This window comes from Pseudomonas mandelii (assembly GCF_002251635.1).
Classification (GTDB): Bacteria; Pseudomonadota; Gammaproteobacteria; order Pseudomonadales; family Pseudomonadaceae; genus Aquipseudomonas; species Aquipseudomonas mandelii_B.
On sequence record NZ_NMOJ01000042.1, the window covers coordinates 35,851 to 56,403 of the forward strand.

The window sequence follows — 20,553 nt, forward strand, 5'->3', positions numbered from 1 at the left end:
GCCAGAGTGGTTCACGCATTTTCGGCCGAACAAACGGCCAGAGTTTTAAAAAAACGGAGGGCATCCATTGCCCTCCCCTCCGATGTCCACGCTCCCTGCGACATTGCTGATCAGAACCTCAAGTGGCCAGAATGAAGTCTGCGGCAGTGACGGTTGTTGCATCGGCCACACCGACCAGGCGGATGGATTCAGGCCCTGCGGAGCTGATCAAGGTATCCGCACCGATATCGGTGATGATAACGATGCCGGCAAAGGTCGCAGCAGTGACGCCGAACGCGGAAATATCGAGCCGGTCCTGGCCTCCCACCGCGTCGGCATCGAAGCCGATGATCTGATCGGCCCCGAAGCCCGCTGCGAACATGAAGATATCGTTGCCACTGCTGGCAACCATCATGTCGTTACCGGCACCGCCAGTGACCGTATCGTTGCCAATTCCGCCATCGATAAAGTCAATGCCGGTTCCACCCAACAATATGTCGTTAGCGTCACCACCGAGCAGCGTGTCGTTGCCTGATCCACCATTCAAGACATCCGCCCCATCACCGCCGTCGAGGCTGTCATCGCCATTGCCGCCGTTCAGGGTATCGGTGCCAATGCCACCGAACAGTTGGTCGTTGCCGTCGTTACCATTGAGGGTGTCATTACCCGCTCCGGCGGTGATGACGTTGTTCAACCCGTTGCCGTTGCCGACGAAGTTGCCGACTCCGGTGTAGGTCAGATTCTCGACATTAGCGCCAAGCGTGTAGCTGGCCAGCGAGGTCTGCACGGTGTCCGTACCGCCACCTAACACCTCGACCACCACGTCCAAGGCTGCGTCGACGACATAGGTATCGTTTCCGGCGCCCCCCACCAACCGGTCAGCACCTGCACCGCCATTGAGGAGGTCACTACCCACCCCGCCGGTGATGATGTTGGCTAGCGCGTTACCGGTACCGGTGAAGTTTGCGGTTCCCGTATAGGTCAGGTTCTCGACGTTGGCACCGAGCTGGTAGCTCGTCAGACTGGTTCGCACCAGATCGGTACCACCACCCAGCGCCTCGGTGACAAGGTCACCGACGTTGTCGACCACAAACGTGTCGTTGCCGGCACCGCCGTTCATGGTATCCGCGCCGAGCCCACCGTTGAGGGTGTCGGTGCCGTCCTCGCCATTGAGGACGTCGTTGTCGTCTCCGCCGTTGAGGATGTCGTTGCCCGTGCCGCCAAACAACTGGTCGATACCGGCCAGGCCATTCAGCGTATCGCTCCCTCCCAGGCCAATCAGCACATCGTTACCCGCAGTGCCGGTGAGGGTGTTCGCAAACGCATTGCCCTGCAGGACCACGCCACTCAGTACCGTTACTGCCGCCGTCGCCGCAGAGGTCACCGACTCCAGCGTGCCGAAGCCATCGGTGTAGCGCACGATCACTCGCAGTTGCAGATTGCCTTGCGCCGCACCCGGGGTGAAGGTCGCAGCAGTCGCACCGTTGATGTCAGTGAAGGACACACCGACACCTTGCTGCCACTGGAAGCTGAAGGTGCCCAGTCCATCCGCATCGACAATCTCGCCCGTCAGCGCGGTCAGCACCTGCCCTTGATTCGGTGTCGTATCGCTGATCAACAATGCGCCTGTCGGTGCATCATTGGCGTTGGCCACCGGCCCCAGGGTGTTGGATGAAACGCTTTCGGCCGCACCGAAGTCATCCACGTAACCGATGACCACGCGCACTGCCTGTCCGACCTGAGCCTGGCCAAGCGCGAACGTGCTACCGGTAGCGCCGTTGATGTCGACGAAGCCAGACCCGTTGTTCGCCTGCCATTGGTAGGTGAACTGCGGATTGCTCAAGCCATCGACGTCGATGATGCTCGCCGGGTCAGCGGTCAACACCTGGTTCTGCACGGCAAGCCCGGTTAAGGTTGGCCCTGCAGTCGGTGCATCGTTGACGTTTTCCACCGGCCCCAGGATGTTGGACGAAACGCTTTCGGCCACACCGAAAGCATCTACGTAACCGATGACCACGCGCACTTCCTGATCGACCTGAGCCTGGCCAAGCGCGAACGTGCTACCGGTAGCGCCGGCGATGTTGACGAAGCCAAGCCCGTCGTTCGCCTGCCACTGATAGGTGAACTGCGGATTGCTCAGGCCATCGAGGTCGATGATGCTCGACGGGTCAGCGGTCAACAGCTGGTTCTGCACGGCAAGCCCGGTAACGGTCGGCCCTTCGGTCGGTGTGCTGTTCCCGGACGAATCGACGATCTCCAGCGTGCCCTTCGCATCCTGGTACACCGCCCGGACGCGGATGTTCAGACCTGCCACATCGTCCGTCACCCGGTAGGTGGTGCCGATCGCCCGCGTTGCCTCGCCCGCAGCGAGGGAGGTGATGTCATCATAAACGCCCGTGCCGGCAATGGTTTCGACCTGCCAGTAGTAAGCCACCCCGCCAGTCACCGCACCGGTCGGGTTGGTCCCGCTTTGGTTGTCCGCGTCGTGTACCGCCCGATCACTGACTCGCAGCAACTGGCCGGCAACAGGCGTTTCGTCACGCACACCGGTTGCAGCATCGAGGATTGCCAGATGACCCGATGGGTCGTTGTTTTGAGCGGTGCCCACTCCGGACGATTGCGCCACGTCAGCGAACTGCAGACGCTCGATGCCTGTCAGGCGATCGACGCCATCACGCCCCGCCACCGAGTCGGTCACGATGACAGTGTCGCCATCGATCTCGATGCCGTATTCCCCCAAATTACCGGAGAACAATGCAGTGTCGTAGCTGTCATTGCCGGTCAGAATCTCCCGCACGATGACCAACTGGCCCGGGTTGTAAGTACCGTTCAACATAAACGGCACCAGCGGCTCCATGCTGTCGAACGTGGCGATTTCCTCGCCTGTGCCATCGACATTTTCCCGCACGCTTATACGCACGTTCAGCCACTTGTCACCATCGATGATGTCGTCACCACCGCGACCTTCGATCAGGTCGCTGCCGCTGCCGCCGAGGATGATGTTGCCACCGTCGAAGAACGTTGCTCCGGCGGGCAGAAGATCAACCAGGCCGTCGATCAGGTTGATGTTGGTCAGCACACTGCCAGTTGCTCCGGCGCCGGGCAGTGTTGTGGCATCTTCGTTATCACCGCGCAGGTAGTCCCCGTGTGATGAACCCGACAAACCTTCCATGATGTCGAACCGCACCAGCGCCGAAGCCCCCGAACCCGGCACCGGCGGAACATCGAAAAAGCGATCGGTGAAGTCGATGGTCACGCCCTGGGCGAGCCCCTTGAAGGTTGCCCAGTCATAGCCGGAGCCACCGATATAGCGGTCACCCAGGCCGAGACTGCCGACCATGATGTCGTCGCCGCCCTCGCCGTTGAACTTGTCGTTTTCGCTAGCGCCGATGAACACATCGTGGCCGATTATCGGGTCGTTGCCGAGCGGGTCGAAGTTGTCGCCAGGTGCACCATCCGACGTGCCCTTCTCGATCCAGTCGTCGCCTTCGTTACCCATGTCCTGTTCGTTGGCTTTGCTGCCCAGAATGAAGTCGTTGCCGTGGCCACCAATAGCCTCGGAGGCGTCCTCGCCGGTCACGATGAAGTCATTGCCGAACCCGCCGATGATCAGGTTGACGCCATTGCCACCGTGCAGCACGTCGTTGCCGTCGCCCCCCTGGATGTTATCGTCGCCGCCGCGGTCAGTGATGATGTCGTCGCCGGCGCCACCGCGCAGTTGGTCGTTGCCGTCACCGCCTTCGATGACATCGTTGCCGCCGTCACCCCAGACCGTGTCATCGCCTTCACTGGCGATGAGGATGTCGGCATTGTTGGTGCCGCCCAGCACGATGTGCTGATCACCCGTGTACTTGATGTAGTTGGTGTCCGGTCCTGCGGTCAGCGGGTTGTCGCGGAACACGACCTGCTCGCCGTTCTCGCCAAGCGGATCAGCGTTGCCCAGGCCATCGTTGTACTGCTTGCTCTGGTCCCTTTCCAGATAGAAACCAGGGTCCGAGAACACCAGGCCCGGCAAGTGCGTAGCCGAGGTGTTGGCCATGATCAGCTTGGCGAACGAATTGCTTTCCAGTTCGGCATTCATCGACAGGCCAGCCGTACGCTCCAGATAGTAGAAGCGGTCACCGTCCTGCAGTTTTTCCAGCTGGTTCTCGAACACGAAGTTGAAGGTCGAGCCGAGCATGCCGCCGAACGGGGTTTTCTCTTCGGCCAGGCCGCCGATCCAGAGATCGATGGCATCTACGCCCGTGATCGTCACTCCCTTCAGATCGTCGGCAGTTCCCATCACCCCATCTTTGCCGGCCAGCGTGACGTTGGCCCAGGTACCGGTTCCGTTGAGGAAGTCCAAGCGGTCAGCCGGCGCATCATCACCACCAAATACCAGCGCCATGGCTGCAGCGCGTTTGGCTTCCAGTGTGGTCGCCTCCGTGATCGTGCTATGCGTGCCATAGGCTGCGATGAAGTTGATCAACGACTCTGGATGCTTGAGGTGCTGCACCAGGTCGACCCAGCTGATGTAAGGCTTGAGTTGGGTATCACCGGTTTGGCTGTAGATGTCGCGGCGGACCGCATTGAGCGAAGGAATCCCCACATCGCGGCCACGGGCAATGTTGATCGCTGGCAGGTCGAGCGGCAGGCCGAGCAGGTTGTTGCGCAGCGCCTCGGTGACGAACTCGTCGATTTCGTTACCGGCTTGCCGAGTCATCCCACGCACGATCGCACTGGTCGCATCTTCGGGCGTCACGCCACTGGCGGCATACGCCAACGGGTTGAGGAACGCCGCGATCAGGCCGAGTTGCTGATCAGGATCAGCGCTGTTCGGATCGCCGATCACGTTGAAGTCGACGTCGAAGCGATCGACGGTCTCGGTCAGCATCGAGTGGCCAAACCGGTACACGGTATGGGCGAACTCGGCGACGATCGAGGCATCGAGGTCAACGTCATAGACCTGGGTCGGTGCAAAGAACAGGTCAACGTTGGGCTGGATGGTCCGCGCAAACTCCTCGAACACCAGGTGCTGATACTGCATCTCGGTGCCGAACTTGGCAGCCTGGAACAAGCGCTCGCCATTCCACACAAGCGCATCGATCTCAGCCTGGTTGGCGGGCAAAGCGCTCACCGGAGTGAGCAGCCACTCGTTGAGGAAGGCTACGTCACCCGAATCAAGCACGGTGTCCTTGGTCTGCGCGACCAGCCGATTATGCTCGGAGTGGAAGATCGCATGCACCGCGGTCAGGCCGATGTTCTCGTTGACCCGGCCGTCGCCAGCGATGTAATGCGCATCGAGCAACTCGTTGTCGTAGGCCAGGTTGGCCCCGGTCTGCGGATTGAACGGCACTGCGTTGCCAGTATCCGAATCCGCGTCAGGCACGAGCACGCCACCGCTGAACACCGGCGCTGCATTGTGGGCAATGTCGGCGAGGAACTGGTGACCGGTACGCACAGCGTTGGTCAGGCTAATGGGGTCAAGCGGATTGCCTTCGACAAGGACGTCATCAGCCGTGCCACCAAGACCGTCAGCGCCCTTCATCACGACCATCGGGAAGCCGTTCGGCCCCTTGATGAAATTGCCATAAGCGTCGGTCGCCAACAGCGGGGAGTTGTCGACGTCGGCGTCGGTAAGGCGGATACCCAGAATGTCGTTGGCCTGCGCCTTGACCACTTTCCAGGTCGCCATACCACCGATTTCGGTGTCGTCTGCGGTACCAAACTTGCCATCCGCCCCCAGGTCACGGTTAGTGATCAATCTGCCGGTCGCGATGGGGCCGTTGTCGGTCAGCTCATAACCGCGCAGGAAAACCTGGTGTGATGGGTGCGAGCTGTAGGTCTGGTTTTGATCCACGAATGGCGACGTGGTGTTGGTGTGCTCATGGATGTCGTCGGCCGTGCCGAGAACGCCATCCGCCCCGGGCAGGTTGGTCGCGCGGGTCAGCACCATGAAGTTGGTGTTGCCACCGGGCACATACAGCGGATCATCCGGTTGCAGCGGGATGAAGATCGTGCCCGAACCGCCTTTGGTCACCAGGTCCAGACCGTGATCGAAGAACTGCCCGAAGAAGGTCATCCAGGCGTTGAACGGCGCGGACAACCCTGCGTCCGACGCGGTGTTCTCGAACAGGTACACATCATGGTCGTCGGCAGTACCGAACTGACCATCCATGCCGGGGCTGGCGACTATTCGAGTGCCATCCTTGAGCACGTCGTCGTTCCCCTCTGCGCCGAAGTTGAGCACACCGTCCGCACCCGGGTCGTAAGCAGTGGCATAGGCCGCCGGGTTGTTCGACGTCTGGTCGACGATCAGATTACTGATCGTGCGCGGCTGCGAGTCAAACACAAAGCCGCTGTTCTGCTGATACGACGATCCCGGAATGGCCGGCGAGCCGGGGCCGAAGAAGCCGGCAGGAGCACCTTCCGCCGGATTGAAGACCGGATCGGTCAAGCGCGGGAAGGTGTTATCCGCGGCACCAAACTCGGTGTTGTTGATGCCGTTGAGGTTCATCAGGTTGTTGTTCGAGCCGTCGACCGCACGCAGGCCCAACGGCGCGCGGATATTCGGGATCAGCGAGAGGATGTCCTGACCGGCCGCATCAGCCTCGGCAATCTTGATCTGATCAAGGATGAAGTTGAGGTCGGAGCGGACCATGTTAAGGCCCTCGCCCCCCGCAGTGGCATTGACTACCGGTGTCTGCGCCGTCGGCACAACCGGCTCGCCGGGAGCCACCACATCAGTCGGTTGCGAGAACACCACTTCAGTCGTGCCGTGACCATCCTGGTAGATCGCTTTGACCCGCAGTGCCAGCCCGGCAAGATCCGGCGAGACCTTGAACGTGGTGCCGTCGGCACTTTGGAACGCCAGGTCACCCGCTGGCAGCTGGATGATGTCTTCGAACACGCCGGTGCCGGGGTCGGCTTCGAACTGCCAATAGTAGGACACCGAGGCATTGTTGACGAAACCCTGCGGGTTACCCACCGTGATGTTGTCGGAATCGCGCACTCCGGCCATGCTCACCGTCAATGTGTCGCCCACTGTGATCGCGCCGCCGTTTCCATCCGCGACGGTCGGTCTGCCCAACGGTTGTGCGTTCAGATCCGGCACCAGCACTTGCTGGGTATCGGCGAACTGCAGGCGTTCGATATGCAGCAAGGTATCGGTGCCGTCGCGACCCGCTTCGGTATCGGTCACTGTCCAGACATCGTCCGCCACATTGGCCGTGCCTCGGGTGTCACGCGTCACCACATACTCAGACTGAAGGCCGGAGAAAACGGCAGTGTCGAAAGCCGCCCCGCCTGTCGAAGTGCCGGGCAGGATTTCCCGCACGGCCTTGAGCTGACCTGGGTTATAGGTGCCGTCGATCATGAACGGAATCATGTCGACCATGCTGTCGAAGGTGGCGATTTCAGGGCCGGTATGGTTGACGTCGTTGGGGCCATACACCGCAATTCTGACGTTGATCCATTTGTCGCCATCGATCAGGTCATCGCCACCACGCCCCTCGATCAGGTCACTGCCATTGCCACCGAGGATGATATTGCCCGTGGCAAAACCAGTGGTCGGCAAGCCGGCATCGGCCAGGAATTGCTCCAGTCCGCGAATCAACGCCACATTGGTCAGCGCACTGCCCGTGGTCCCGCCGTGGTCGGCAATCGTGACCGCATCAACATTATCGCCCTTGAGCACATCGCCAAATTGCGAACCGGACAAGCCTTCGACCTCGGCAAAACGGTCGAGGATCGAGGTCGGCGAGGCACCGACCGGATTGAACGGCCCGTTGTTCTGGTTTGGCGCGTTGCCGTGTGGTTGCGCCAGCGTGGCCATGGTCAGGTCAACGGTCACGCCGACCCTGTCATTTTTGTAGGTCACCCAGTCGAAACCGGACATGCCGTCCATATTGTCCTGGGCATCGCTGCCGACAAAGATGTCATCGCCACCCTCGCCGATCATTTCGTCGAAGCCACCACCACCGACAAAGATATCGTTGCCGATCACGTCATCATTGAGCAACGGCGAGGCGTTATCGCCTGGCGCGCCGTCCTGGGTGCCGCTTTCGATCCAGTCATCTCCTTCATTGCCCGTAGCTGGCAGGTTGGTCTTGGCACCGAGGATGAAATCGTCACCCTGACCGCCGAAGGTGGTGCTGATGTCTTCGGTGGTGATGATGAAGTCCTGGCCATCGCCCCCCAGGATCAGGTTGCCGCCAACCAGCATGCTACCGGCGACGATCACATCGTTACCGGCATTACCTTCCAGACGGTTGTCACCGAACGAGTCGGTGATGATGTCATCGCCCGCGCCGCCCAGTACCGCATCGTTGCCGGCGCCGCCTTCGAGGCGGTCGTTGCCGCCGTCGCCGTAAAGGGTGTCATCGCCCTCACCGGAGACGATGATGTCATTGCCAGCGGTGCCACCCAGGACGACATGGTCTTCACCGGTATATTGCAGATAATTACTGTCCGCCCCCACGGTGTCGGGGTTATCGCGGATCACCAGCGGCACGATTTCCACACCGTTGATCATGAGGCCGCCAGTTGGATCGGCGCTGCCCGCGCCAAGGCCAGTGAACTGATTGGCCTGATTCACTTCCAGGGTGTAAGTAGGCGTCAGGAACACGGTGTTCGACAGGTGTGTGACATCGGTGTTGAGCATGATCAGCTTGGCAAAGGAGTTGTTTTCCAACTCGGTGCCGAAGTTCAGGCCCGCGGTACGTGACAGATAGTAGAAGCGGTCGCCGTCCTGCAACGCCTCCATCTGGGTCTCAAACACGAAGTTGAACGACGAACCGAGCATACCGCCGAACGGCATCTTCTGCTCGGCGAGGCCACCGACCCAGAAGTCGATATCGTCGACGCCCGTGATCGTTACACCCGCCACGTCGTCGGCAGTACCCAGCAGCCCATCCTTGCCGGCCAGCGTTACGTTGCCATAGGCACCGGTACTGTTGAGGAAGTCCAGGCGGTCAGCCGGCGCATCATCACCACCGAATACCAGCGCCAGGGCTGCAGCGCGTTTGTCTGCCAGCGTGGTCGCCGCCGTAATCGTTTCATGCGTGCCATAGGCTGCGATGAAGTTGACCAACGACTCGGGGTGTTTGAGGTTGTCCGCGAAGTCTGCCCAACTGATGTACGGCTTGAGTTGGCTGTCGCCGGTTGATGAGTAGAACTCACGCCGCGCCTCATTCAAAGTCGGGATACCCGTGTCGCGACCACGCGCCAGATTCAAGGCCGGCAAATCGAGGGGCAGACCGAGCAGATTGTTGCGCAACGCTTCGGTGACGAACTCGTCGATCTCGTTGCCGAGCTGGCGGGTCACACCGCGAATGATCGCCCCTGCCGCTTCGTCCGCAGTGGCCCCGCTGCCGGCGAACGCCAGCGGATTGAGGAAGGCCGCGATCAGACCCATTTGCGAATCCGGGTTGTTCGGGTCAGTGAGCAGCGGATTGAACTCGGGGTCGAAGCGATCGACGGTCTCGGTCAACATCGAGTGACCGAAGCGATACACCACATGGGCGAACTCGGCGAGGATGGCCGGGTTGATCGAGGTGTCATACCCGTTGGGGGCAAGGAATGCGTCAACCTGCGGCTGAATGGTCCGCGCGAACTCTTCGAAGACGAGGTGCTGGTACTGCATCTCGGTGCCGAACTTGGCGGCCTGGAACAGGCGTTCGCCGTCCCACACCAAGGCTGATATTTCGGCGAGTGTCGTAGGCATTGCGGCGACGTCGTCCACCAGCCACTCATTGAGAAACGCCAGATCGCCGGCGGCCAGGATGGTTTGCTTGGATTGCTGGACCAGGCGGTTGTGCTCGGAGTGGAACACATGGTGCACGGCGGTCAGGCCAATGTTTTCGTTCGCCCGGCCGTCGCCGGCAATGTAGTGGGCGTCGAGCAGTTCGTTGTCATAGGTCAGGTTGTTGCCGCCCGCACCCACGGGCTGCGCATTGCCGACATCGGCGTCGGCATCCGCTTGCAGAACCCCACCGACGACGACCGGCGCGGCATTGTGGGCGATGTCGTCGAGGAAACCATGTCCGGTGCTTACGGCGTTGGCCAGACTGATCGGCGCATCCCGGTTGCCTTCGACCAGTTGCGTGACGTCATCAGCCGTCCCGGCAATACCGTCGGTACCGTTACTGGTGCGCATCACCACCTGCGGCATACCGTTCGGCCCCCGGATGAAGCTGCCATAGGCATCAGTCGCGAGCAACGGCACGTTGTGCACATCGAGGTCGGTCAGGTTGATGCCGAGAATGTCACGGGCCTGGGCTTTTACCACTGCCCAGGTCGCCATGCCGCCGCTTTCGCCGTCGCCATCATCGGCCGTGCCGAATTTGCCATCAGCGCCGAGATCGCGGTTGGTAATCAAGCGCCCCGTTGCAATAGGGTCACCGGCCGCGTTGAGGACGTACTCACGCAGGAACACCTGGTGCGACGGGTGCGAGCTGTATGTTTGGCTCTGGTCTACGAACGGTGAGGTGGTGTTGGGCTGACCATCATCGGAAGTGCCGACAATTCCGTCCGCGCCGGCCGTACGCACTGCACGTGGCAGCACCATGAAGTTGGTCGGGCTGCCCGGCACAAACAACGGATCGTCCGGCTGCAGCGGAATAAACACAACGTCGGTACTGCTCTTGCTGAGCAGATCAAGGCCGTGGTCGAAGAACTGGCCGAAGAAGGTCATCCACGAGTTGAAGCCGGCGGTCAGGCCGGCGTCCGGCGACTCGTTGGGGATGAAGAATACTTCCTTGTCGTCGGCCGTGCCGAACACGCCGTCCAGACCGGGGCTGATCACTGGGTCAGCACCACCGTTCGCAGCGACAGCGGCCGGGTTGTTGGCGGTCTGGTCGTTGATCAGGTTACTGATAATCCGTGGCTGCGGATCGACCACCGTCCCTGTCCCGGCGTACGACGCACGATACGAAGCGTCAAGCAGGCGCAGGAAGGAATTGTCCGCAGCGCCAAATTCGCTTTGTCCGGCGACCAGGTTGTTGTAGCTGCCATCGACGGTTCGCAGGCCGTATGGCACCTGACTGTTGGGTAGCAAATCACTAAGGCTGGCGCCGTCGGCATGCGCTTCTGCGATGAAGATTTGCTTGAGAATGAACTCCAGGTCCGACTTGTTGAAATTGGCCATTTCGATTGCCCTCGATCTATATGGGAAAGGCTCGGGACGAATAAATCCTCCCGCGCCAAGTCACGTGCTGGCTTGCGCAGTTCGTTGGTTCAGTGTTTGGCGAGAGCAGGCGTGGGGCAGGCAAAGCCGTCCCCTGCGCCGGTGAATGCGCGCCTGGAATTCGCTGGATGAAATTGCTCGCTGAGCGTTTAGGCAGAGCGATTCCGAGCCACTGGTGGGCCATGGAATCGGGAAGTCGAAGCGAACTTCCTGAACAGCTCCGTCACGGTGCAACAGAACAAAATGATCGACATGCCGTGCTCCTTCAGGACCACCGTGCCCTGCACTTTCGAAGCGATGGCAAGATTCAGACGGGCGCCCTTGAACATGACTAAAGTTCTATAGCAATGCGCTGTCAATATTACGACGTAAAAAAATATCATCGTCATTGGACATGCCAACTTACTGTTATTAAACGACATATAAATATTCATACGAACTACTAGAGCGAAATGTTATTTCAAACTGTATCGCTAGAGAGACAAACGCCACCTACGCTGCTGCATGTGAACATAAAAATTTACGGAACTTTTCCAGGAACGCTATGGCTTGTGTCCGCGAGAAGCATTCGCAACTACATCTATGGTTTTTCACACATTTTCCTTGCTGCTTTTTGCCGCAAGCACACCCGGCTTTTCGGTGAGGGTCTATCAAATGCACAAGCTCTCAAGTACCCGATCCGAACTGGCCGACGCGCTCTTTCGACTTCGCCGCAGTTTTTACTCGTTGGCCGGATTCAGCGGCGTCATCAACGTCATGATGTTGACGCCAGCTATTTATATGCTGCAGGTCTACGATCGGGCCTTGGTCAGTCGTAACGTCACAACATTGACGATGCTGACCTTCCTGGTGATAGGCCTGTTCTTGCTAATGGCCACGCTGGAAATGTTCCGCACCCGTGTGCTGATCCGAGTCGGCAACTGCCTCGACATGGACCTCAATCGACGCATTTTCACCGCAGCATTCGAGCGCAACCTGAGTCGCGCCGGAGGCAATCCGGCCCAGGCCCTGCAAGATCTCGCACAGGTGCGTCAATTTCTCACCGGCAATGGTCTGTTCGCATTCTTTGATGCGCCTTGGACCCCCATCTACCTGCTGGTCGCCTATTTGATCCACCCGCTGCTCGGACTGGTCACGCTGATCGGCTCGCTGATTCTGGTGGGCCTGGCTTATCTCACCGAGAAGGCAACGCAAAAGCCACTGGCCGAAGCCAATCAGGCTGCCCTCACCTCCGCCAGCTACGCCAACAACAACCTGCGCAACGCCGAGGTTATCGAGGCCATGGGCATGCTGCCTTCGATCGGCAAGCGCTGGTACCAAAGCCATTTGCACATTCTGGAAATGCAGACCCTGGCTTCCGACCGTGCCGCCCTGATCAGCAGTACCGGACGCTTCGTGCGCATCACTTTGCAATCGCTGATCCTCGGCGCCGGCGCGTTGCTGGCGATCGAAGGCAAGATCACCCCGGGGATGATGATCGCTTGCTCGATCCTCACCGGCCGCGCGCTGGCCCCGGTTGAACAAGTCATCGCGTCATGGAAGCAATTGCTTGGCTGCCGTTCGGCCTGGGCCCGGTTGAACGAGATGCTGAACGACTATCCTCGCCGGCCACCGAGCATGTCGCTGCAGCGGCCGCTGGGCATGCTGGCGGTGGAGAATGTGTATGCCGGTGCGCCCGGCACCAGCAACACGATTCTGCGCGGAGTGAGCTTCAACCTTTCCCCCGGCGAAAGCCTTGGCATTATCGGTCCATCCGCCTCGGGCAAATCCACCCTCGCTCGTCTGTTGGTTGGCGTTTGGCCGGCGCAGGCCGGCAAGGTGCGCCTGGACGGCGCGGACATATTCACCTGGAACAAGGGCGAACTTGGCCCCTGGCTCGGTTACCTGCCACAGGACGTGGAGCTGTTCGAGGGCACCATCGCCGACAACATTGCGCGCTTTGGCGAAGTGGACAGCGATGCGGTCATACGCGCCGCCAGGACGACTGGAGTGCACGAGATGATCCTGCGTTTGGCGCAGGGTTATGAGACCCGTCTGGGCACCGATGGCAGCCCGCTGTCCGGAGGCCAGAAGCAACGCATCGCCTTGGCTCGCGCGCTGTATGGAGAACCCAATCTGATTGTGCTGGACGAGCCGAACGCCAACCTCGACGACGTCGGTGAAAAGGGCTTGGTCGAGGCGCTGGCTCAACTGAAAAACCGCGGCGCCACCGTCATTCTGATTTCCCACCGTCCCAATGTGCTCTGCGCCGTCGATAAGGTGCTGATGCTGCGCGACGGCGGTGTGCAGATGCTCGGTACTCGCGACGAAGTATTTGCAGCGCTGCGCAAGGCCAGTGTGATGCCTGCGGGCGCATCGACTCCGCTGGCCTCCGTCAAATCACGGGAGTGACCGATCATGCAAATGAGCCAACACACCGAGATGATTCTCGCCGATCCCAGGAACGTGGTGGATCTGGACGTCGGTAAACCCGTGCGCTGGGGCATGTTGCTGATGCTCGCCGGCTTCGGCGGCTTCCTCCTGTGGTCCTGGCTGGCGCCACTGGATGCCGGCGTGGTCGCGACTGGCACGGTCAAAGTCACCAGCAATCGTAAAGCCGTGCAGCATCTGACCGGCGGCACTGTGGAGGCCATTCTTGTTCGCGAAGGTGATGCAGTGAAAAAAGGCCAGGAGCTGGTCCGCCTCGACTCGCTGCGCGCCGCCTCCGAACAGGGTGCGGTCAGCGCCCAGTACATCGTCAGCAAGACGGTGGAAAACCGTCTGGAAGCGGAACGCGACGGCCGCGACGTGGTGAACTACGACCCCGAATTGCTCAAGCGCTTCGGGAATGACCACCGCCTGGTGGCCGCCATGAATCTGCAACAACGCCTGCTGGATACCCGACGCGCCGGCCTCGCTGGCGAAATCAGCATCCTTCAGGAAAACCTCGCGGCGTCGGCGGTGCAGCTCAAGGGCCTGCAGCAGGTCTATGGCGCCCGCGCCTCGCAGATCGACTTCCTCAACCAGGAACTAAAAGGTACCCGCGTGCTGGCGGCCGAAGGCTATGTGCCACGCAACCGCCTGCTTGAGCTGGAACGCAGCAATTCCGACCTCTCCGCCGGCCAGGCCGAAAACCTCAACAACATCGCCCGCATACGCAGCCAGACCACCGAAATCAAGCTGCGCATCCTTCAGCGCCAGCACGATTACCAGAAGGAAGTCGAATCGCAGCTCACCGACACCGCCAAGGAAAATACCACCCTGGCCGACCGCTTGCGTGCGCTGGACTATGAAGTGACCCAAACGGTGATTCGCTCGCCGATTGATGGCATCGTCCATTCACTGAGCATTGCGACCATCGGCGGGATCATTCAGCCCGGCTTCAAAATCATGGAAATCGTTCCGGACAATGAACCGCTGCAGGTTGACGCGATGATTCCGGTACAGGCGATCGACAAGATGGTCCCCGGCCTGGCCGTGGACATTGCGTTTCCGGCCTTCAACCATGCCCAGACGCCCAACATCCCTGGCCGTGTGAAGACAGTCTCCGCCGACCGCCTGCTCGACGAGGAAAGCAAGCAACCGTTCTATCTGGCACAGGTAGAAGTCACTCCCGATGGCATGAGCCAGCTTGGCAGCAATCACATTCGTCCCGGTATGCCCGCCAGCGTCACCATCAAGACCGGCGAGCGCAACTTGATGAGCTATCTTCTCAAACCAATGCTCGAGCGTGTAGACAGCTCGTTCAAGGAACAATGAAATGGACCGTCATTGCCTGATCTTTTGCCTGCTTGCGCTGTCCTTCCCGGTTAGCGCCATGGACCTCAAGCAAGCCTGGGATCTGTTGCAGTACCAAGGCCCCGTCTATCGCGCCGCCGTACATGAAAAAGAGGCCGGCCTGGAAAACCGCGCCATTGGCCAGGCCGGCCTGCTACCGCAGATCAGTGCCTCGGCCTACGACAACAAGGTCAATGGCACCCAGCGCCAGAGCGGCATCGAAAGGGATCTCGACTACGACTCCAAGGGCGCTAACGTGCGCTTGCGCCAGCCGCTGTTCAACAAACAGAAAATGGCCGAGTTCCGCCAGGGTAAACAGCGTGCCGACTACAGCGTCGCGGTGTTCGATGCCAAGAGTCAGGACGCCGCAGTGCGCCTGGCCGAAAGCTATTTCGACGTGCTCCTGGCCAGCGAAACCATCATCCTTGCCAAAGCCAAGTTAAGCGCCTTTGACGAGCAACTCGCTTCGGCTAAACGACGCATGGAGTTGGGGGCCGGTACCGTCACCGACATCGATGAGTCGATCGCTCGCCGCGACCTCGCCGCGGTTGAGCTGATCGAAGCGCAGGACAACCTGGTCAACGCGCGCCGCAAGCTTGAGGAATACATCGGAGAATCCCCCGAATCCCTGACCACCTTGCGTCCGACCTTCGATACGCCACCGCTGCTACCGAGCAACCTGCAGGACTGGTTAATCAAGGCTCAGACTGACAGCCCGCTGATCCATGCGCGCCGTCATAGCAGCGACCTCGCGGAAGAAGAAGTGAAGCGCGCCAGGGCTGGCCACTGGCCGACACTTGATTTCGTTGCCGGCTACACCGCGGGCGATAGCCAATCAATCTCCGAGCTGAATCAACGCAACCGCTACGCCTCAATCGGGCTGGAGGCAAACTTCCCGTTGTACAACGGTGGTGGCACTAGCGCGTTGACGCGCCAGGCGAGTGCCAATAGCTATAAGGCCCTGGACGAACTCGACGCTACGCGCCAGGAAGTCATCTCCGGTACCACCCGTGAGTATCGCGGCGTAGAGAGCGGCGCCCAACGTATTCGCGCGCTGGAGAGAGCAGTGGAGTCCAACGAACGCTCACTGACTTCGACACGCAAAGGCTTCAAAGAAGGCGGCACCAGCACCAACTCGGACGTTCTCAATGCCGAAGAGCTGCTCTTCGATGCGCGCCACGATTTGTTCGAGGCCAAGCTGCGCTACTTGATGTCGCGCCTGCGCCTGGCCTCTTCGGTGGGCAGTCTGGGCGACGACGATATTGACCACATCAACGACTACCTCGGCCCGGAACTGTTGGTCACCAACTGACGTTCACCTGCGCAGCACTTTTTGAGCAGAGGGTGCGGCAGCGATCTTTATCGACAACCAAGAGCAAGCAACGGCCCAACGAGATCAACGATTACGGCGGCGGCCGGCGGGTGTATTTCGATGACCCGGACGGGCATCTGCTGGAGATTCTCACGCGTTCCTGATGCAGCAAGCGATGCCGGCTCAAAACGCCAGTTTGTAGCCGATCAATACCAGCATCGTGGCCAAGCAAGGACGCAATACCTCGTCGGAGACTTTGCCGGTCATGTGGCTGCCGAGGTAAATCCCCGGCAGCGACCCCATCAGCAAAAAGCCCAGCAGGTGCCAGTCCATATTACCCATGCTGGCGTGGCCCAGGCCCGCCACCAGGGTCAACGGCACGGCATGGGCGATCTCGGTACCGACGAGGCGGCGTGTCGGCAGCAGCGGATAGAGGATGAACAGCGCCACGGTGCCGAGGGCGCCGGCACCAATCGAGGTCAGCGCGACCATGGTGCCCAGGACCAGACCGGTGATGACCGTCAACACATTCAAGCGCGAACCGCTGGGGTTGTACTGACCGCCCGCCCGCTTGTGGGCGAAGTCGAGCAGGCGCTTCTTGAAGAAAATCGCCAGTGCCGTGGCAAACAATACGAAGCCCAGCGCCTGTTTGATGACGGCGTTCATCGCGTCGGGCGAGGTCTGCAAACTGCTCAGGAACCACAGCGTCAGTGCCACCGCCGGCACACTGCCGAGGGTCAGCCAACCGGTGATCGCCCAGTCGATGTTGTTGTTCTTGCGATGAACCAGCACACCACTGGATTTGGTAATGGCCGCGTACAGCAAGTCGGTGCCCACCGCCGTGGCCGGGTTGATACCGAACCAGAGCAGAATCGGGGTCATCAACGAACCACCGCCCACACCGGTCATACCGACGATAAAGCCCACGACCAACCCTGCAACCACCAACCCGAAGTTAACGAAATCCATTAACACGCCCGCAAAAAACACATGAAAAAACTGGCCCGCAGCATAGCGATTTTTCTTATAACCACTTATATCGATGCGGACTATCGTTATTCCACAACACACCTATCTTCCTGTAGACACAATCCCTGAGGGAGCGAGCTTGCTCGCGATAGCTGTCTGACATTCAACACTTGTAGTGGCTGATAACCCGCAATCGCGAGCAAGCTCGCTCCCACAGGGGATTTGCTGAGTCAGTGAAGGCTGGGCCAAATTGAAGCGGGATCTACTGCACCGGCAAAAAATTCAAAAACAGCAAGCTCTGCGCGTAGTTCAGGCCGATCCGCCGATAACGCTCGTCCAGCATCTGCGTCAGCAGGTCCAGCCGCGCAACGATCTTTCCGAACTCCACGGCAAAACTCAGGTTGCTGCCCTCCTCCGAAATTTCGTTGGAGAACAGCAAGGGCTCACCGCTTTTACTTTGCCGCTGACTCAAGATCCAGGTGGCTTTCTCGATGTTGCGTGCGGCGTTGCTGACGAAGGTCGGGTTGATCGCATCGGTCATGTAGAACTCGAGACGATTGCCGTGGGCGGTGACCAGCATGCTGCCAATGGCGTAAATGAAAGCGCCGACCCGGTCGCCGAGAAACTCCGGGCTCATGGCGTAGCTCAACGCCGCGAGGTCTTTCTTGCCACCGAGAGTCGGCAGCGGCTGTTGTTGTTCGATGGCCAGGCGCACTTGTTTACCGGCGGTGCGGGCGTCGAGGAAGCCGGATTTTTTCAACTCGTCCGGGTTACGCAGGTAGAGCTTGCTCATCAGCAAGTAGAGGCTGTCAAGGTTGTCGCGCATCGTCAGGGTCGCCATACGGTCGACGCTGGTCTGGAGGAATTCCTGGGGCGTGCCTTCGCGGAACTGGCTGACGATGTCGCTGCCCTGTTGCTGGCTGCAACCGCTGGCGAAGAGCATCGACAGGCTGGCCAGCAGCAGGCATCGGCGACGTAGAGGTGAAGCAAAGAAGGGTAAAACTCGAGCCATGGGTGCTTGAACTTGGGCATTGGCCGACGGTGGGGATCGCCGCAGGCTGGCCAAGGATAGAGCCGCCAAAGCTGAAAAAGTGCAGTGCCGATGGTCCGTAAACGCTGCCCCCTAGAACGAACACCGAGACATTAGTCATACTTTATAGTTGCAACACTCCGCATATCAGCTATAAATCCTGCCTTAATCGATGATCAAAATCGATTATTAGTATGACTACATGCCAAAAACAACAAAAAAGGAAGGTCAACCATGCTGCACTCCCGACACCTGCTCTCCGGCCTCGGACTGTCCCTGATGATCGCCACACTCCCCACTCAAGCGGCTGGCCTGTCCAGCGAACACAAAGCCTTCGGCAAAACCAATGACGGCACCGCCGTCGAACAGTACGTGTTGCGCAACAGCCATGGCATGCAAGCCACGGTCATCACCTACGGCGGCNTTTTGCAGTCGCTGAAGGTGCCGGACAAAAACGGCAAGCTCGACGACGTGGTGCTGGGTTTTGATGACGTTCAGGGCTACCAGGCCGGCAGCGCATTTTTTGGCGCGACCATCGGGCGCTTTGGCAACCGCCTCGCGGGCGGCGCCTTCGAACTCGACGGCAAACGCTATCAGGTGCCGCTCAACGACGGTTCCAACTCGCTGCACGGCGGCCCGCTGGGGTTTGACAAGCACGTGTGGAAAGCCCAGCCAAGCAAAGGCAAGGATTCGGTGGGCGTGACCCTGACCTATCTGTCGGCGGACGGTGAAATGGGCTTCCCCGGCAACCTTAAAACCGAAGTCACTTACAGCCTCACCGAAAACAATGAGTTGCGCATCGACTACAAGGCCAGCACTGACAAACCCACCGTGCTCAACCTCACCAACCACAGTTACTTCAACCTCGCCGGCGCGGGCAACGGGGATGTACTGAATCAGCTCGTCACCCTGCATTCGACCCACTACACGCCGGTCACCGCCAAGCTGATTCCGACCGGCGAACTGGCCCCGGTCGCCGGTACGCCGATGGACTTCACACAGCCCACCGCCATCGGCAAAAACATCAAGGCCGATCACCCGCAACTCAAATTCGCCGAGCCGAAACAGGGCGGGTTTGANTTCAACTGGGCCTTGGATGCCAAGGGCGATGTGGGCAAGCTGGCCGCCGATGTCAGCGACCCAGTCTCCGGGCGCCGCTTGCAGCTCTACACCACTGAACCCGGCGTGCAGTTCTATACCAGCAACTTCCTCGACGGCACGGTCAAGGGCAAGGCCGGCAAGACTTACCAGCACTGGAGCGGTTTCACCCTGGAGACCCAGCACTACCCGGACTCGCCGAACCAGCCGAACTTCCCGTCCACCCGGCTTGACCCAGGCAAGGTCTATACCCAGAGCACTGCGCTGAAGTTCTCGGCCCACTAAACCTCCAACATCCACAATCATGTGGCAGCTGCCGAGCAGCTGCTACACGTCTACGGAACCACCGAGGTATTCTGCTGCCAACCGGAGAGTATTTATCGATTCGAAAAAGGAGGTTTTCATGCGGACCCTCGAACTGGCCGGCGTCAACGTACCGGTCATCGGCCAAGGCACCTGGCGCATGGGCGAAGATCCCTCGCAACACAACAAGGAAGTCGCCGCGCTGCGCCTGGGCATCGAGTTGGGCATGACCCTGATCGACACCGCCGAGATGTACGCCGAAGGCGGCGCGGAGGAAGTGGTGGGTGAAGCCATTACAGGCCTGCGCGACAAGGTCTTTCTGGTCAGCAAGGTCTACCCGCACAACGCCAGCCGCAAAGGCATCCCCCAGGCCTGCGAACGCAGCCTGCGACGCTTGAACACCGANTACATTGACTTATACCTGTTGCATTGGCGCGGCCAGTACCCGCTTGAGGAAACCGTCGAAGCTTTCGAGCGNCTGCGTGAAGACGGCAAGATCGGGCGTTGGGGCGTGTCCAATTTCGACGTCGACGATCTGCAGGAGTTGAACTCTGCGGACTGCGCCACCAACCAGGTGCTTTACAACCTGGAAGAGCGCGGCATCGAATTTGATCTGCTGCCCTGGTGCCAACGGCATCAGCAGCCGTTGATGGCATACTGTCCCATCGGTCAGGGAGGAACGATGCTGGCCCACCCGGCACTCAAGCAGATTGCCACCCGTCACTCGGTGACGCCGGCACAGGTAGCACTGGCATGGATTCTGCGACAGACAGGCGTGATCGCCATTCCCAAAGCGGTCAGACCTGAACATGTGCAACTGAATGCGCAGGCCGCGCAATTGCGGCTCGGAGACGAGGACCTGAAGGCGCTGGACCACGCGTTTCACGCGCCACAACGCAAGCACCGGTTGGCCATGGTCTAAGCCATCGCGGTTCTGTCAGA

The 20,553-nt window shown here is 60.0% G+C and carries 8 protein-coding genes and 1 pseudogene; 6 read left to right on the plus strand and 3 right to left on the minus strand.

Annotated features, from left to right (window positions below):
• Window positions 1-118: 118 nt before the first annotated feature.
• Window positions 119-11,104, minus strand: coding sequence for a peroxidase family protein (locus B7L09_RS06215; RefSeq protein WP_010458628.1), 10,986 nt, complete (start codon window positions 11,102-11,104; stop codon window positions 119-121).
• 693 nt (window positions 11,105-11,797) lie between these two features.
• Here B7L09_RS06215 and B7L09_RS06225 point away from each other — a divergent pair.
• From B7L09_RS06225 to B7L09_RS32130, 4 genes and pseudogenes are all read left to right on the plus strand, one after another.
• Window positions 11,798-13,534, plus strand: a complete 1,737-nt coding sequence (locus B7L09_RS06225) for a type I secretion system permease/ATPase (protein ID WP_010458626.1) — start codon at window positions 11,798-11,800, stop codon at window positions 13,532-13,534.
• 6 nt (window positions 13,535-13,540) lie between these two features.
• Window positions 13,541-14,881 carry an HlyD family type I secretion periplasmic adaptor subunit gene (locus B7L09_RS06230; protein WP_010458625.1) on the plus strand — a complete coding sequence of 447 codons (1,341 nt, stop codon included), beginning with the start codon at window positions 13,541-13,543 and terminating at the stop codon, window positions 14,879-14,881.
• 1 nt (window position 14,882) lies between these two features.
• Window positions 14,883-16,211 (plus strand): TolC family outer membrane protein, encoded by a 1,329-nt coding sequence (locus B7L09_RS06235; protein WP_010458624.1) that lies wholly within the window; start codon window positions 14,883-14,885, stop codon window positions 16,209-16,211.
• Window positions 16,212-16,273: 62 nt separating this feature from the next.
• Window positions 16,274-16,375, plus strand: a pseudogene (locus tag B7L09_RS32130) (VOC family protein); the annotation flags it as partial.
• 19 nt (window positions 16,376-16,394) lie between these two features.
• Here the strand turns inward: B7L09_RS32130 and B7L09_RS06245 are convergent.
• On the minus strand, window positions 16,395-17,180 hold the full coding sequence (locus tag B7L09_RS06245) for a sulfite exporter TauE/SafE family protein (RefSeq protein ID WP_094468171.1): 786 nt from the start codon (window positions 17,178-17,180) through the stop codon (window positions 16,395-16,397).
• 262 nt (window positions 17,181-17,442) lie between these two features.
• Complete coding sequence (locus B7L09_RS06250; protein ID WP_094468172.1) at window positions 17,443-18,192, minus strand: hypothetical protein; 750 nt, start codon at window positions 18,190-18,192, stop codon at window positions 17,443-17,445.
• Window positions 18,193-18,444: 252 nt separating this feature from the next.
• On the opposite strand from B7L09_RS06250, the gene B7L09_RS06255 reads away from it, so the two are divergent.
• The gene (locus tag B7L09_RS06255; protein WP_094468173.1) at window positions 18,445-19,593 is read left to right on the plus strand and encodes an aldose epimerase family protein; all 1,149 of its coding nucleotides are present in this window, start codon (window positions 18,445-18,447) and stop codon (window positions 19,591-19,593) included.
• A 118-nt stretch (window positions 19,594-19,711) separates the two neighbouring features.
• Window positions 19,712-20,533 carry an aldo/keto reductase gene (locus B7L09_RS06260; protein ID WP_094468174.1) on the plus strand — a complete coding sequence of 274 codons (822 nt, stop codon included), beginning with the start codon at window positions 19,712-19,714 and terminating at the stop codon, window positions 20,531-20,533.
• Window positions 20,534-20,553: the final 20 nt, after the last annotated feature.